The organism is Chryseobacterium sp. LAM-KRS1 (assembly GCF_013184525.1).
Lineage (GTDB): Bacteria > Bacteroidota > Bacteroidia > Flavobacteriales > Weeksellaceae > Chryseobacterium > Chryseobacterium proteolyticum.
Map to the genome: position 1 here is coordinate 156,718 of NZ_JAAOIZ010000007.1, position 16,774 is coordinate 173,491.

A 16,774-nucleotide genomic window follows, 5' to 3' on the forward strand; every position below is an offset into this window, starting at 1 on the left:
ATACTAAACCGTTATCTTACAATTGATTCAATGAAAAAAATCTATCAAATCATGCAAATTTCCTCAATTTTCTTGGCTCATACTTATTCACTAAGTCTGCTATAGCCCTGATATGTTCAGGGGTTGTACCACAACATCCTCCAATAATATTGATCAGACCTTTTTCCACATATTCTTGTATCTGTTCTGCCATAAACTCGGGTGTCTCGTCATATTTACCGAAAGCATTCGGTAATCCCGCATTGGGATATGCTGAGACATAAAAATCCGAATTATGAGCCAATGTTTCCAGATAAGGTGTCAGCTGATTAGCTCCCAGCGCGCAATTGAATCCGACACTCAAAAGATTCAGATGTGAAACCGAAATTAAAAATGCTTCTGCCGTCTGACCACTCAAAGTTCTTCCCGAAGCATCGGTAATAGTTCCTGAAACCATTATCGGAATTTTTATTCCTCTTTCATCCTGAATTTCATCAATGGCAAATAAAGCTGCTTTCGCATTTAAGGTGTCAAAGATTGTTTCTACCAGCAAGATATCAGAACCCCCATCCAAAAGAGCTTCGGACTGCTGTTTATAAGCAATTCTCAGTTCATCAAATGTAATGGCACGATATCCCGGATCATTTACATCAGGGCTCAGGCTTGCCGTTCTGTTCGTAGGACCAATAGATCCTGCTACAAACCTAGGTTTATCCGGGTTCTTAGCTGTGAATTCATCACATACTTTTCTGGCAATTTTTGCAGATTCATAATTCAGCTCATAAACCAGGTCTTCCATATGATAATCTGCCATTGCAATTGTAGTTCCCGAGAATGTGTTGGTTTCGATAATATCAGCTCCCGCTTCCAGATATTTTCTATGAACTTCTTCAATAGCATGAGGCTGTGTGAGGGAAAGTAGGTCGTTATTTCCTTTAACCAGATGCGGATAATCTTTGAAACGCTCACCACGATAGTCTTCTTCTTCAAATTTGTATCGTTGAAGCATCGTTCCCATCGCCCCATCAAGAACTAAAATCCTACTCTCAAGTTGAGAGAGCAGAGTTGAGAGTTGAGAGTTCTTTATTTTATTTTCCATTTTCTATTTTTTTATAATAATTAATAAACCCACTAATGAGCTTTTTACATAAAAGTATTCTAGTGCTTATTACATCAAAATCTTCTTTTGTAACATATTCTTGGTCAAAGGCAAGATAAAACTGAGTTTCAAGTTCATAAAGAGAACCTCTTGCGACATGAAGGAACTGTAATGTATCTCTGGAGGTCCGTCTTCCACAACCTTCTGCAATGTTCGACGGAATTGAAATAGCAGCCCTTCTGATTTGATTAGTTAACCCAAATAATTCTTCTTTAGGAAACTTTTTAGTTAAAGTGTATACTAAATCAACTAATTGCCTCCCTTCTATCCAAACTTCTAATTCTGTATAATCTTTATTCATAAAAATAAAAAGGATATGATTTATCTATAAACTGTCAACTCTCAACTGTCAACTAATTTAAAGCCTGTTTTAAATCTGCAATAACATCTTCCACGTTTTCCAACCCTACAGAACAACGTACAAGGCCGGCAGTGATTCCCACTTCATTCCTTTCCTCATCGGTTAATTTGGAATGTGTAGTAGAAGCAGGATGTGTAACAATTGTTCTGGTATCACCAAGATTTGCTGAAAGTGAACACATCTTTATTTTATCTAAAAACTTCCGACCGCCTTCAATTCCTCCTTTGATTTCAAAAGCGACAATATTCCCTCCTAATTTCATCTGTTTTTTTGCTACTTCATAACTTGGATGTGAAGGTAAAAAAGGATATTTTACTAATTCCACATTCGGGTGGCTTTCCAAAAATTCAGCGACTTTCAATGCATTTTCACAATGCTTTTCAACTCTGATGGCTAAAGTTTCAAGACTTTTAGATAAAACCCATGCATTAAAAGGAGACATGGCCGGACCTGTATTTCTTGCAAAAAGATAGATTTCCCGGATAAGGTCCTCTTTTCCTACCGCAACTCCACCAAGAACCCTTCCTTGTCCGTCAATTAATTTTGTTGCCGAATGAACCACAATATCAGCTCCGTACCTGATCGGCTGTTGAAGATAAGGGGTGGCAAAACAATTATCTACAATGAAGATAAGATTATGTTTTTTTGCAATTTTCCCGAAAAACTTAAGATCCAGAATCTCAATTGCCGGATTAGTCGGAGTTTCCAGATATAAAATTTTTGTATTAGGTTTGATAAGCTTTTCAACATTTTCTGCATCTTCTGCCTTAAAATAGGTAGTCTCAATATTCCATTTCGGGAAATACTTTGTAAAAAGTGTGTGTGTAGATCCAAAAACAGACTGGCAGCTTACAATATGATCTCCGGCATCAAGCAAAGTTGCAAATGTTGAATAAATTGCTGCCATTCCGGTAGCAAAAGCATATCCCGCTTCCGCACCCTCCATTTTCACAATTTTATCGGTGAATTCAGTAACGTTTGGATTAGAGAATCTGCTGTATAAATTTTTTGATTTTTCTTCTGCAAAGCTCGCCCTCATATCCTCTGCATCCTGAAAAATAAAGCTGGATGTAAGATAGAGCGGAGTAGAATGTTCATCAAACTGAGTTCGTTCAGTCTGCGTCCTTATTGCAAACGTTTCAAAATTTTCCATATAGTTTTAATTTTAATATCATGTATCAATGCAACAGTTTACCAATGAATCGATCGAATCTGATCTGAGCCATTTTTATCGACACACTGTTATATCGTTACATTCGTACATTGATTTATTTTGTTTCACTTACTCTTAAAATATCACCAAAAACACCTCTCGCGGTTACCTGTGCTCCCGCACCGGCTCCCATAATTACAATAGGGTTTTCACCATAGCTCTCCGTATAGATTTCAAAAATGGAATCTGATCCTTTTAATTGCCCTAATGCGGAAGTAGCCGGCACAGAAATTAATTTTACATCAAGTTCTCCTTTTTCTTTTTGAAGATCGCCATGTAGATCGCCTACATATCGTAGAACATGATCTGCCTCCTGATTTTGTTTAATTTTCTGGTATTCCTCGTCCAATTCTCCCAATCTGGAAATGAATTCATTTTTGTCAATAGAAAGAAGGTTTTCAGGAATTAGATTCTGAATATTAATATCATTGAATTCATTAATCAGATCCAACTCTCTCGCCAGAATCAAAAGCTTTCTTGCAACATCATTTCCTGAAAGGTCCTCACGAGGATCCGGTTCAGTAAATCCTTTCTCCATTGCTTCTCCTATAATGGTTGAAAATTTCTCATCTCTAACTGAAAAATTATTGAAGATATAACTTAAAGAACCTGAAAACACGCCTTTAATTCTTGTAATATTTTCCCCTGACAGGTGCAATAGTTTAATGGTATCGATCAAAGGCAAACCTGCTCCCACATTGGTCTCATAAAGATATCGTCTGTTATTTTTATTCAACGTATATCTTAGTTTACGATATTCTTCTATTGGAAGGGTATTGAAAATCTTGTTGGAAGATACAAGATCAAATCCGTTCTCAGCTAAAGCATGATAATTCTTAACAAAATCCTTACTCGCCGTATTATCAACCACAATAAGATTCTCCAGCTGATTCTCTCTGGAGAAACTGATCAGTTCATCAACATTGGAAGGGCTTTCAGCAACTAAAACCTCATCATTCCAATTATGATCAAAGCCTTTTTTATTGAATGCTATTTTTCTTGAATTAGCAACAGCCACTACTTTAAGATCTATTTTTTTTCGTCTTTTAATTTCTTCGGAAGATTCCAATACCTGGTCAATCAGAGTTTTACCCACATTCCCATGTCCAATGATTGCAAGATGAACGGTTTTAGGTTTTTTGGATATTTCAGATTCAATGATATTCTTAGTTTTCTCATCCTGAGAAGAAGTAACTACAATATTTACTCTTTTTTCACTTGCTATCTGATTCAGAAGCAAAGGAAAAACATTATTTCTTGCAAGTTCTGCCAGTATTTTATTAAAATCTTCAGCTACAAACCCCAGAACTGAAACGTTATTAATACTATAAATCTGAGATACTGCTCCTGATTTCCTTTCCGCTTCAAATTCCTCAATCAGACAATTAACCGCATTTTCAGAATCATTTTCGTGAACCAAAATTGATATTCCGTTTTCTATAGCTTGTTGTGAGATCACTCCTACACTAATCCTGGCTAAAGTAAGTGCTTTAAAAATTCTACCGTCAATACCGATTTCCCCTAAGAAATCTTCTCCTTCAAATTTGATGATTGATCTGTTCTTTAAAAATTTTATTTCGTTAACATTTTTCATCTGTTCATTCTTTATTGTTTAGCTTTATTACAGGTTTCTTGTAATTGTTCAGTTTCTTTCTGTAATAAAATGGTTTTAATGATATTATTTAATTGTTTGTATTCCATTAGGAAGGCATCATGCCCGTGAACTGAGGTGATCTCGTGATAAGAAACATTCTTTTTTTTACCTTTCAGTTTTTCAAAACACATCCGGATTTCGGAAGCAGGAAAGAACAAATCTGTATCAACGGAGATCAAGTGCATTCGTGCCTGTATATTCTCCAGCCTTTCTTCCTCGGCATTAATGTTCATCAGCAAATGATTCATCAGTTGATAAGATTTTAAACTAAATCTTTCATTAAGAGCTTTTCCGTGATATTCAAGCCAATCTTCCGATTCAAGCTTATTTTTTGTGGTATTGTATTTATTTTGAAATCTGTCGTTTAAAGATTGTGGGGTTCTATAACATAGCATTGCATGGATTCTTGCCTTTTGTAACGGAGCGTCATTTCCATTTAATAAAAATTTCTGAACCATACATTGCGCATGCAGCCAATCATGAGTTCTGAAATCACAGGCAATGGGAATAAATACTTCTGCAAGTTCCGGGCGTTTAACCAGCATTTCCCATCCTATTCCTCCACCAAGAGAACCTCCGATAATCGCATATAGGCTTTTAATGTTAAGTAATTCTAGCCCTTTTAAAAATATGCCTGCAATATCCGAAGGAGTAAACTCTTCATATTCTTCAATTAAAAAATCATCGTACCCATTTCCGGGAATATTGAAACACAAAACCGTATAGACATTGGTATCAACCACCTGGCCATCTCCTACTAATTGCTTCCACCAGCCATTTGTTCCCGATACATTGGAATTTCCCGTTAAAGCATGGTTGATTAAAATAACAGGTGCCGAAAACAGCTCTTTCCCGAAGGTCTGATAGCTCAACGGGATATTGCATTCCTTTCCGGAATTAGTTTGATATGAAAGATTAATATGTTTTAGTTCTGTTTTCAATTCTATTATACATTATTTATAATACAATTGAAAATGCCACAGGAAATGGCTGAAAAACTCAGTAAGTTATCTGTCCAAAAAATAATTTGGTAGAACGTAGCACCTTCTTCGCTTGCACAAAGGGTTGCTAAGGTTTCATCGGGTCTAATCCCTCAACCTTTCTTGATAACATTTTCAATATTTGAATGATCGAATGCTGCAAAGATATAATATTTTATTTAATTTTTTCATGAAAAAATTAATTTATTCTGAAAATCCCTGTAATCATTATAGTTACAAGGATGTGTTAAGAATTATTCAGATAGAAAAAATTGGAATTATTTTTCAAAAAAATTACCTTCGTAGTGAAAAATGATGAACTATGACTGCAGAAAAACAAAGATTACAGGATATAAAATGGAAAAACTGGGGGCCTTATGTAAGCAACAGACAATGGGGTAATGTTCGTGAGGATTATAGTCCCAATGGCAATGCGTGGAATTTCACCAATCATGATAAAGCTGAAAGTTATGCCTACCGTTGGGGTGAAGAAGGGATTGCCGGAATATCGGACACCAAACAGCTTTTTTGTTTCGCTCTTTCATTTTGGAACAAAAAGGACAAAATGATCAAAGAACGTTTTTTCGGATTGAGTAATCCCCAGGGCAATCATGGTGAAGATATCAAAGAGATCTTTTACTATCTGGACAACACGCCTACCCATAGTTATATGAAGATGGTGTATAAATATCCGATCCATGAATTTCCTTATGATCACCTGCTATCTGAAAACGGAAGACGAAGCAAAAAAGAAGCTGAATTTGAAATCTTTGATACCGGAATCTTTGATAATGATGAATATTTTGATATTTTCATCGAATACTGTAAAGCAGATGCTGACGATTTTTTAGTCCGTATCACAGTTTGTAACAGGAGCCAAAACGATGCACCTATTGTTGTCGCTCCAACAGCCTGGTTCCGTAACAACTGGAAATGGGGATATAATACTTATAAGGGGCAGCTAAACGCCTCATACGACGGCTGTATTGATATTAACCATGATAGTATTTCCATCAAAAAATTCTATTCAAGAAACACCGGTGCCAAAAGTCTCTTTTGTGATAATGAAACCAATACACCTAAATTATACGGAGCTCCTTTAACAGATAACACCTATTTCAAGGATGGTATAAACGATCACATTATTCATAACTCCAATACCGTTAATCCGGAAAAAAGAGGCTCAAAAGCGGCTTTTGTGATTGAAGAAATTATTGGTGGGGGACAATCAAAAACCTTTGATTTCAGGCTGTCGCCAAACGACACCGATGAACCATTTCATCATTTTGATGAGATTTTCAACACCCGGATTGCTGAGGCCAACGAATTCTATGAAGAAGTTCAGCACGATGTAACGAATGATGATGAAAGAAATGTTCAACGTCAGGCTTTCGCAGGGCTATTATGGAACAAACAATTTTATCATTATAATGTTGGGAAATGGCTTAAGGGAGATCCTAATTTTGATGCACCGAGGGATTTCAACCACTATGTAAGAAATACAGAGTGGAACCACATGCACAATAAGGACATTATTTCAATGCCGGACAAATGGGAATACCCATGGTATGCTACCTGGGATCTCGCTTTTCACTGCGTTCCCTATGCATTAATTGATGCCCAGTTTGCAAAAAACCAACTTCTCTTGTTAACCAAAGAGTGGTATATGCATCCTAATGGACAACTTCCGGCGTATGAATGGAACTTAAGTGATGTAAATCCACCTGTCCATGCTTGGTCTTGTTTCAGGGTATTTAAGATTGATGAAAAGACCAATGGAAAACCGGATCTCCTGTTTCTGGAAAAGGTTTTTCAAAAATTACTTTTGAACTTTACCTGGTGGGTAAACCGTAAGGATAAAAACGGTAAAAATATTTTCGGCGGCGGTTTTCTAGGTCTTGATAATATCGGAGCTTTCGATCGTAATATGGAACTTAAAGACGGTGAGCATCTTGAACAGGCAGACGGTACAAGCTGGATGGCAATGTATGCATTGAATATGATGAGAATTGCAATGGAACTTGCCCAATACTATCAGGTATATGAAGACATGGCCATTAAGTTTTTTGAGCATTATCTTTACATCGCGGAAGCGATGGAAAACATGGGTGATGGAAAAGAAGGCCTTTGGAATGAAGAAGATGGTTTTTTCTATGATGTACTACAACTTGGGAACGGCGAAAGTGTTACGCTTCGTTTAAGAAGTATTGTCGGACTTATTCCTTTATTTGCTGTGGAGATTATCGATCATGGATTATTGGAAAAAATGCCCAACTTTAAAATAAGAATGGAATGGGTGCTGAAAAATAAGCCGGAACTTACGAAACTGGTTTCCCATTGGGATGAAGAAGGTCATGGCAGAAAACATTTAATGAGTATTCTTCGTAAAAACAGACTAACAAAAGTCTTGACAAGAATGTTGGATGAAAAAGAATTTTTAAGTTCTTATGGGATCAGGGCTATGTCTAAAGTATATGAAGAAAATCCTTTTATTTTCTCTGTTCATGGGACAGAAAATGTGGTTTATTATACCCCCGCGGAAAGTGACAGCAGAATGTTTGGAGGAAATAGTAACTGGAGAGGCCCGATCTGGTTCCCTATTAACTTTTTGATTGTCGAAAGTCTGCAGCGTTTTCATTTCTATTATGGAAACAGCCTGAAAGTGGAATTACCAACAGGAAGCGGAGATAAAAGGAATCTGGATGAAGTAGCACAAAATATCAGTAACAGGCTATGTTCTATATTCCTTAAAGATGAACAGGGACAAAGAGCTTTTAATGGGGGGAACAATAAGTTTAATCACGATGAGCATTTCAAAGATTATATCACCTTTTATGAATATTTTCACGGAGATAACGGACGTGGAGTTGGCGCCTCACATCAAACAGGATGGACGGCAACGGTCGCTAAATTGATGAAACCGAGATAGAATAAAAATGTACCACTTTCTTAAGTGGTACATTTTTTTTATCAATTAATTAACCTTTAGTATTGAACATCATTGATGCCTTAATTTTAGCCATAAACCAAAACAAGCAACAAAAATAATAATTATAATAGATTATTGATAAATATTTCATATATTTACATCGTTAACCTTTAAGAAAATGAAACTCAATGTTTAAATCTTAAAGAAAGAAAATACCCTCAACAACACATAATAAGCATAAAGCCGGATTTTAACAATCCGGCTTTTTTATTTTGTTTATAACATCCTTAAATTTTTTCGCCATTTACAAATACATCATAACCGATTTCTACGTTCGGCTCCAAAGTTTTAGAAACAGAACAGTATTTATCAAATGATAACTGCGCTGCTTTCAAAGCCTTAGCAGGGTCGATGTTACCTTCCAAAAAAAACTGAACTTTAATTGATTTAAAAGGCTTAGCATCATCGACAGGTACTCTCTCTCCTTCTACTTCTGCTTTAAAACCAGTGATATCCTGTCTTTGTTTTTTTAATATGGACACGACGTCTATTCCACTACATCCTGCAACTGCCATTAAAACACTTTCCATGGGAGAAACACCTTTTGCTCCGGGTTGTGATGTATTATCCAAAAGGATTGAATTTCCTTGAGAATTAGTACACTCAAATAAAAAGTCGTCGTTTATTCTGTTTAATGTAATTTTCATTCTAATTAATATTTTTCTTTATTCGTAAATTAATCCTTCTGCATCCATTTCTTTTTTTTCTTCAGGACTCATATATTTTCTTACAACCTTTATTGTGTAAGCCCCTTTTACAATATTCTTGTCATTATATTTCCAATCACTAATTCTTTCAATGGGAACTTCAACCGAATCTCCTAACTTGACCAATATTTTTTTATCAAACGGCTCATTTTGAACAATCCCATAGTATTTCCCATCCTTAAACTGAATATCTCCGATCCAGATATGTTCTCCACCTCCATCAGATGTGTCAAACTGCTGTTTTAATGTAAAATTGGAATAATCAGGGTTTTTACTTTGTATCGCGTTTTGAAATTCGGGTAAAGTTTCTTTCGCGTTTTTTACAGCACTATTCATTTCCTCATCAGCATTTTTGAAATACATGATATCGGGTTTACCTTCTCTCTTAAGTTTTTCTCGCTTCTCCTGGCAATTTATCAGAAATGCCAAAAGACAGATAACAGTTATTATTCTCATAGGCAAAATTATAAAATTCCTCTGGCTTTTATCTCCAGATATTTATTGATAACATCGATATTTAAATTTTCAGGAAGTGTATATACTGTATAAATCCCATATTTCCGTAGTTCCTGAATGATCAGTTTCTTTTCAAATTCAAATTTTTCAGCAATAACTTCATCATAAATCTCCTGCATACTCTCCGGATTCTTATGAATTAAAGTCTGGAGTTCCGAATTCTTAAAAAATACAACGACCAACAAATGATTTTTTGAAATGCCACGCAAGTACTTTAACTGCCTGTTCAAACCATCCAGCGTTTCAAAATTTGTAAAAAGTAAAATCAGGCTTCTTTGGTTGATTGAATATTTTACATCCTGATAAAGGCGATTAAAATCACTTTCAAAAAAATTGGTTTTTATATTATAAAGTGATTCCGAAATTTTCTTTAGCTGACCGGATTTGTTTTCTGCAGCTATCTTGTTTTCAGTTTTTTTAGAGAATGTCATCATCCCTGCCCGATCTCCTTTTTTTAATATAATATGAGACAGGGCCATTGTCGCATTGATAGAATAGTCAAGAAGACTTAGCTCTTTAAATGGCATTTTCATGGTTCGCCCAGTATCAATCAGCATGAAAATCCTTTGAGATTTTTCATCCTGAAACTGATTAACCATCAAACGATTGGTCTTTGATGTAGCCTTCCAATTGATTGTCCTGATATCATCCCCGGGAACATAATCCTTGATCTGCTCAAACTCCATGGTATGGCCGAGCTTTCTGATTTTTTTGATACCCCCCAATAAGAATTCACTTTGAAGAGCCATTAATTCATATTTCCGTAAATGAACAAAAGAAGGATATGCCGCTAAATTTGCATTTTTCTGGAATCTATATCTTTTCGAAACAAAATCTATCGGAGAAGAAGTATAAACATTTAAGCTACCAAAATTATATTCACCTCTTTCTTTAGGCTCAAGAATATATTGAAAGAATGCATTTCTGCCGGGATCAATTTCTTTTCGAATTAAAAAATCCCTTTTCTGAAACTGAAACGGAATTTCATCGATGATTTTAGTATTGATCTTAAAACCATAATTATTTTTAATATCAATTTTTATTGGATTCTCATCACCATTTGATAACTTTTCAGGTAAGATCCTTTGTGCTAAAACACCTTCTTTTTGATTAAAAAGTAAAAGATAATCTACCATTGCAGCCAAAAAGCAAAGCAAGAGCACAATATGAGCTACATAAATAAAAATTGGAAAGAAAAAAGCCAGAACATAAAGTATCCCCACTCCAATGAGCGTGAAGAAAAAGCGATTATTAATGTATAAGTTTCTCATTTTTCAGGTTGTGGATAACAAATTTTATGACAGCCTTATAAATCCACTACAAGGAATCTATTACTCTCTTCAACATTTTGAAATTTTATAATATCACTTATTATTTATCTTGGAATTTCTATTCCCTCCAGAATCTGTCTGATAATTTCGTCAGCACTTAAACCTTCCATTTCTCTTTCCGGCGAAACAATTACTCTGTGTCTCAACACTGCATAACTGGCTTCTTTGATATCTTCCGGAGTTACAAAATCCCGCCCCCTTAAAGCCGCAAAGGCTTTAGATGCCGTAAGTAAGGCTAAACTTGCCCTTGGTGAGGCTCCTAAATATAAAAACTGATTTTCTCTTGTATTAACAATGATTTTAGCAATATACTCCATCAGCTGTGCTTCTACAATGATCTCTTTCACCAACTGCTGATAGTTTTTTAATTGCTGCGCAGTGATAACACGTCCTACTGCTTCTGTTTTATCTTCGGTCCTGCTTTCATGTTGATTCTTAATAATCAGAACTTCCTGTTCAAGATTAGGATACCCAACATTTATTTTAAACAAAAACCGGTCTAACTGTGCTTCCGGAAGCCTGTATGTTCCTTCGTGCTCAATCGGATTTTGTGTAGCAACGACTAAAAACGGCTCCTCCATCGTATATCGGATACCGTCCATTGTAATCTGCCTTTCTTCCATTACTTCAAACAAAGCAGCTTGTGTTTTTGCCGGAGACCTGTTGATCTCATCAATTAAAATAAAATTGGAGAAAATAGGTCCTTTTTTAAACTCAAACTCCGAATTTTTCACGCTGAATACTGAAGTCCCTAAAATATCCGAAGGCATCAGATCAGGGGTAAATTGTATTCTGCTGAAATTTACATCAATAGTTTTTGCCAGCAACTTTGCCGTAATGGTTTTTGCAACTCCGGGAACTCCCTCAATGAGAACATGTCCATTTGAAAGGAGCGCTGCCAAAAGATGTTCTATCATACTCTCCTGCCCCACAATCACCTTACTTATTTCGGCTTTTACTTTTTCTAAACTCACACGGAGTTCAATCATATCGATTCTCGATTGAAAATCGTTTTCTTCTTTATCAAGATTTATAGAACTTTGATTTTCTAAATTTTCGTTCTCAAGGTTTTCCATACAATTTTAATTTATCATTTGTCAATGTATCCGTAACCACAGTTACTACATCGTTATATTATTTATCGTATTATTTCATCCAGGATCGTATTCATTCTGGTGAGATCTTCTTTCATTACACTGGCATAAGGATCCTGAGCTTTCCGGATAAGAGCAATAGCTTCGGTAATTACCTCTATATTTTTCCCTGTTTTCAATTGCAGTTTCTTTGCAAACGCATTATCGAGATTCTGGGTATCGATAAGAAGATCCATTCTAACTTTATTCAGGAAATATTGGGCTTTTTTAGCCATCATATCATGAAAATCACCTTCCTGCAGATAAAGATTTCCGATACTTTTCACAAATTCCACAGAAGTATTTTTCAGAGGTTCTATTACAGGAACAATTCTCTGTTTCCTTTTTGCATTGAAAAAAATAAATAAGATCATCCCTCCTAAAAATACCCACCATGCATATTTCAGCGCTGGTTTTGACAGAATAAATCTCATAAAAAAGCGGGAAGAAGCCTTGGCATCTGCAGCTTCCACAAACCAAATGGTTTCTTTATCGTTAAGATACGAAAAAACATCCTGTGCATATTTTATATTTCCAGGTTTCAGAAGATAATAGTTGGTGAGAAAAAGTGGCTCACTATGAACGAAAATATTTCCCTTTCCCAACTTTACTTTTATAAAATTTGCCTGATCAGTGTTATTCTTTTCAACAGTCTTTCCTAGTATCTCAACACCGGGTTTAACATAAGAAAATCCTCTTCCAGACGGAAATTTATCTAAGTTAATAAAATCATTCTGATATTTCTTATCTGTAAGCTTTAACACATTCTGATCTTCAAAAGAGATTTGAGAAGCACAAAAGCCTATACTATCAGAAATTTCTTTTGGTATCCTGCCTGCAATCAACATAGCATCCGATCCTTTGGAGACTTCATTCAAGATACTGCGCCAGGATTCCCTGTCAATTTCTTTTTCTATTATTAAAATATTGTGAGACTGCTTTTTATTCTCATTATAATATTCATATGGTGTTTCAGCTATTTTTTTAAGCTGATTTTTAAAAAGATCTTTAGACTCTTTGTTAAATACAAATAACCCAAAAGGTGATTTTTCATTTGGATCAAAGTTCTTTCGCCAGTCTGTAACTTCCTTTTTATTAACTTCAAGCAATGCCAGAATCACCATGATAATGATGAAAATTACAGCATATATTTTGAAAGTTTTATTCATTTTTAAAGATTTTATTATGGCTTAAATGTCTGATATTGATTTTTAAATTTCAAATAATCCTGTTCGGTAATACTAAATTCACCATACCATACATAATCAAATATATAGGAAAGGTTTGAAAATTCTTTTTTCAGGTGTTCTGTTTTAAGCTCTGCTGCATAATCTTTATTCGTCTTTTCAGGATTCCAGATGATAAGCTTTTTATCGCTCAACTTTTTAAGAACGTACAAAAACTGATAACGTACTGCGGAACGGTAATCTCCTGTTACTTCAAATTTTGCAATGCTCTCAGGAAAATTGATTTCATGGATATTTTCATGCAATTCTTCTTCATTGATATTTACTTTTTTATTCTTTTTCCCAAAGAAGAAATTGCCATCTTTACTTATGAGATACCTGACAATAAAATATAGCAGAAAACCTATAAGTAGAATGGCAAATAAACGCATCACAATAGTGGTAACCTTTGCAGAGGTTCCAAAGGTATCCTCACCGAAAATACCCTCAAGAATTCTTGCTATTTTCCGTTGCAGTTTTTGCCAGAAAGATTCCTTGGGTTTTATCGTTGTGTAATCAAACTCATTTCCTTTGTATCTTGACTTAAGATTTTCCCTGAATTTTTTAGGATAAACCGTATTTTCAGAAACCGGGTGTTCTATCAATACAGAATCTGCACGGTACATATTTTTATAATGCCCTGTACTCAAAGAATCTTCAACATATGCTTCCGGCGGCAATTCAATGTCATCCTGAGCATACACGAATCCTGTTGAGAAAAAGATCAGTAAGAAAAAAACAATTTTATTCATTATTACCGATGGTTTCTATTTCTGCAAGTTCCACCTTCTGATGCAGATCTGTCCTGCTATCGTAATACATCAATCCAGAATTGATATACATAATATTTGAAAGAAAAAATGAAAGCAGCATGGAAATCCCATATATCACAAAAAAAAGCACTCCCATGGCTCCCTGAAAGGGATTTTGTTCAAAATTTCCATCAGGAGCTGAAGTAAGAATTGAACTGTAGAAAAATATCATGGGAATAAATGTGAAAATGGTGGTTATGGTATACATGATAAGAAAAATGATCGTTGTAGCTCCCCAATACTTCCAGTAAGGAGACTTTTCCCTTCCGTTGGTATAAGAAAACTGTGATCTTATCGAATAACTTAAACTCTCAAAAAAACCGCGGCCACTATTAAAATAATCATACATCAAAAATGTAACAACATTAAACAATGTCGGATACACCAGCAACATAATAAATAATCCGATGATAATTAGTATCAATGCGTATGAGATGCCGATCATAATCAAAGCCAGGGGAGTTACAATAAATACCATTCCCAGGCAAAGTGTACCTATTCTTCCTGCGTTATTTTTAAAATCGCTGAGAATATCATCTGTCCTTATTTTTTCTTCGCCCTTTGAAAGTCTTTTCAGATAAAAAACAGGATAAAGATAATTGACAATCACCAGGATAAAAAAAAGCAGAAACGTAAGCAAGCAAACAACAATTAACATCCCTGCATTATCTTCAAAATACTGCTGAAAATAGTAACTGTTACCATTCATATTTGACCCGAATATCTGGGAAAACAGTTCCCTGTATCCAAAAACAAAAATGGTAGTCATTAAAATCAGCAACAAACCATTCAGCAAAATATAGTTTTTGAAATAATTCTTTCCATATAATTTGAAAAAATTAAAACTATCACTGATAAAGGTCCCGAAATCTCTTTTTTTATATAGCTGCATCATCTGTGTTTTTAATTTTTTTATTGACAACGGATGGATAAATAAAATAATAATATCCGATAACCGTTAGCGAACCTAGGATAATAATTAAGTTTAAAGCTAATGGCATTTTTAAAGCATGCCTTGTAACATAGCCTTCAATAATTCCCGCACAAATGGTAAAAGGAATTGTACTTAAAAATATTTTGAAGGAATCTTTAAATCCATTTTTAAATGAGTTGAATCTCGACAGGGTTCTTGGAAATAAAATTGATGCCCCGAGAATTAATCCGCACATAGCTTCAACAACCATTGCGAAAATTTCAAAAACACCGTGTAACCATATTCCTCTTGCACTATCCTTAAGTGCCCCATAGTCATAAAAGAAGTACTGGAAGGATCCGAGCATCACACTGTTTGAAAGTAATGCATACAGTGTACCTACTCCTCCAAAAACTCCGTAAATATACAATTTAGCACCTACCCCAATGTTATTAAAGATAATCCCAATGGTACTTCCCCATGTAGAACCACTTTGATAGACACCAACCGCATTTCCTTTCTTAATATTCTCTATTGTTTCATTCACATAACTTTCACCCAGAATTATATTTACAAAATCCTTATCATAAATTGCTGAAAGGACTCCTATTGAAGTAAACAATGCAAAAAACAAAAACGCGTAGAGCAAATATCTTTTGTATTGATACACTAACAAAGGAACCTCTGTTTTGAAGAAATAAAGGACTCTGTTTTCCTCTACCCTTTTTGTTTTGTAAATTTTCTGGAATATCTGTGAAGAAAGATGATTTAAATAAACCGTAGTATTACTTTTAGGATAATAAGTCTGAGCAAAAGAAAGATCATTAATGAGGTTGATATACAACGATGACAGGTCATCCGGATTTTTTTTTATTTTCCCTTGAATAACCTGTTCAATTCCCAACCATTTTTCTTTATTTTGTTTTATGAAATAAACTTCTCTCATAATCTAAAGGCTAAAATAATAAAAATTATGTCTCAAATTGCGATTAATACCTCACAAAATGTAAATATTAATTTCAACATTGCCAGTGTTGGAGAAAGAATGCTTGCATTTATTATAGATCTCCTGATCAAAGTCGCTTATGCAGTCGTTACTTTCTATGTATTTTTCAATTTTCTTGATTTGGGATATTTATTAAATGGCCTGGATCAATGGTCTCAGATGGCTATTTATATTGCCATCACATTTCCCATTTACATCTATCCTTTGGTTTTGGAAAGCTTAATGGAAGGGCAGACTCCCGGAAAAAAAGTAATGAAAATCCGTGTGGTAAAAATCGACGGATACCAGGCTGGTTTTGGAGATTATCTGATCCGTTGGGTATTCAGGATAATAGACACATCTTTTGCGGGTGTTATCGGATTAATTTCCATGATTGTTTCTAAAAATAATCAGCGCCTCGGGGATATCGCATCAGGCACAGCTGTTATTTCATTAAAAAATAGCATTAATATTTCTCATACGATCCTGGAAAACATACAGGAGGATTACGTTCCTTCATTCCCTCAGGTTATTGCGTTAAGTGATAATGATATGAGAATTATTAAAGATAATTACACAAAGGCCCTAAGAGTAGATGACCGGCAAATCATCAGTAAGCTTTCCGACAAGATCAAGAATATTTTGAAACTGGAAGTTGATCCTGTAAAAATGACGGAAAGACAGTTTATTAATATTATCATCAAAGATTATAACTATTATACAGGAAAAGATAATTAGAATTTCTGTTTGGAATTATCTTTGTCCATAGATTACATTCGAATCCAAGTCGGTGCAGTTTTTGCACGTGATACAATA

At 34.9% G+C, this 16,774-nt stretch carries 15 protein-coding genes and 1 riboswitch; of the genes, 2 read left to right on the forward strand and 13 right to left on the reverse strand.

Features of this window, described 5'->3' with window-relative positions; translation table 11 throughout:
* Positions 1–49 precede the first annotated feature (49 nt).
* The 5 genes from G9C87_RS19875 to G9C87_RS21020 form a co-directional block, all read right to left on the reverse strand.
* A complete protein-coding gene (locus tag G9C87_RS19875) occupies positions 50–1,078 on the reverse strand; it encodes a homocysteine S-methyltransferase family protein (RefSeq protein ID WP_172284407.1) in 1,029 nt (342 codons plus the stop codon).
* Positions 1,068–1,439: a four helix bundle protein gene (locus G9C87_RS19880; protein ID WP_172284409.1), complete on the reverse strand. Its 372-nt coding sequence runs from the start codon at positions 1,437–1,439 to the stop codon at positions 1,068–1,070. The genes G9C87_RS19875 and G9C87_RS19880 overlap by 11 nt, the downstream gene beginning before the upstream one ends.
* 52 nt (positions 1,440–1,491) lie before the next feature.
* Entirely contained in the window at positions 1,492–2,652 is a 1,161-nt protein-coding gene (locus tag G9C87_RS19885) for an O-succinylhomoserine sulfhydrylase (protein ID WP_172284411.1), read from the reverse strand.
* A 115-nt stretch (positions 2,653–2,767) separates the two neighbouring features.
* Positions 2,768–4,306: an ACT domain-containing protein gene (locus G9C87_RS21015; protein ID WP_172284413.1), complete on the reverse strand. Its 1,539-nt coding sequence runs from the start codon at positions 4,304–4,306 to the stop codon at positions 2,768–2,770.
* Positions 4,307–4,317: 11 nt separating this feature from the next.
* Positions 4,318–5,307 (reverse strand): alpha/beta fold hydrolase, encoded by a 990-nt coding sequence (locus G9C87_RS21020; RefSeq protein WP_172284415.1) that lies wholly within the window; start codon positions 5,305–5,307, stop codon positions 4,318–4,320.
* A gap of 63 nt (positions 5,308–5,370) precedes the next feature.
* Positions 5,371–5,479: riboswitch (SAM riboswitch) on the reverse strand.
* Positions 5,480–5,668: 189 nt separating this feature from the next.
* On the opposite strand from G9C87_RS21020, the gene G9C87_RS19900 reads away from it, so the two are divergent.
* The gene (locus G9C87_RS19900; protein ID WP_172284417.1) at positions 5,669–8,275 is read left to right on the forward strand and encodes an MGH1-like glycoside hydrolase domain-containing protein; all 2,607 of its coding nucleotides are present in this window, start codon (positions 5,669–5,671) and stop codon (positions 8,273–8,275) included.
* Positions 8,276–8,562: 287 nt separating this feature from the next.
* Here the strand turns inward: G9C87_RS19900 and G9C87_RS19905 are convergent, their stop codons facing one another.
* The 8 genes from G9C87_RS19905 to G9C87_RS19940 form a co-directional block, all read right to left on the reverse strand.
* Positions 8,563–8,982, reverse strand: coding sequence for an OsmC family protein (locus G9C87_RS19905; protein ID WP_172284419.1), 420 nt, complete (start codon positions 8,980–8,982; stop codon positions 8,563–8,565).
* Positions 8,983–9,000: 18 nt separating this feature from the next.
* On the reverse strand, positions 9,001–9,498 hold the full coding sequence (locus tag G9C87_RS19910) for a YegJ family protein (RefSeq protein WP_172284421.1): 498 nt from the start codon (positions 9,496–9,498) through the stop codon (positions 9,001–9,003).
* Between the two features lie 8 nt (positions 9,499–9,506).
* On the reverse strand, positions 9,507–10,829 hold the full coding sequence (locus G9C87_RS19915) for a DUF58 domain-containing protein (protein ID WP_172284423.1): 1,323 nt from the start codon (positions 10,827–10,829) through the stop codon (positions 9,507–9,509).
* 104 nt (positions 10,830–10,933) lie between these two features.
* The gene (locus G9C87_RS19920; protein ID WP_172284425.1) at positions 10,934–11,965 is read right to left on the reverse strand and encodes an AAA family ATPase; all 1,032 of its coding nucleotides are present in this window, start codon (positions 11,963–11,965) and stop codon (positions 10,934–10,936) included.
* A gap of 62 nt (positions 11,966–12,027) precedes the next feature.
* Positions 12,028–13,191, reverse strand: coding sequence for a hypothetical protein (locus tag G9C87_RS19925; protein WP_172284427.1), 1,164 nt, complete (start codon positions 13,189–13,191; stop codon positions 12,028–12,030).
* Between the two features lie 14 nt (positions 13,192–13,205).
* The gene (locus tag G9C87_RS19930; RefSeq protein WP_172284428.1) at positions 13,206–14,000 is read right to left on the reverse strand and encodes a DUF4129 domain-containing protein; all 795 of its coding nucleotides are present in this window, start codon (positions 13,998–14,000) and stop codon (positions 13,206–13,208) included.
* Positions 13,993–14,952, reverse strand: coding sequence for a DUF4013 domain-containing protein (locus G9C87_RS19935; RefSeq protein ID WP_228457061.1), 960 nt, complete (start codon positions 14,950–14,952; stop codon positions 13,993–13,995). The genes G9C87_RS19930 and G9C87_RS19935 overlap by 8 nt, the downstream gene beginning before the upstream one ends.
* Positions 14,939–15,919: a stage II sporulation protein M gene (locus G9C87_RS19940; protein ID WP_172284430.1), complete on the reverse strand. Its 981-nt coding sequence runs from the start codon at positions 15,917–15,919 to the stop codon at positions 14,939–14,941. Before G9C87_RS19940 ends, G9C87_RS19935 begins: the two co-directional genes overlap by 14 nt.
* A 27-nt stretch (positions 15,920–15,946) precedes the next feature.
* Between G9C87_RS19940 and G9C87_RS19945 the strand changes: the two genes are divergently transcribed.
* Positions 15,947–16,696, forward strand: coding sequence for an RDD family protein (locus tag G9C87_RS19945; protein WP_172284431.1), 750 nt, complete (start codon positions 15,947–15,949; stop codon positions 16,694–16,696).
* Positions 16,697–16,774 lie beyond the last annotated feature (78 nt).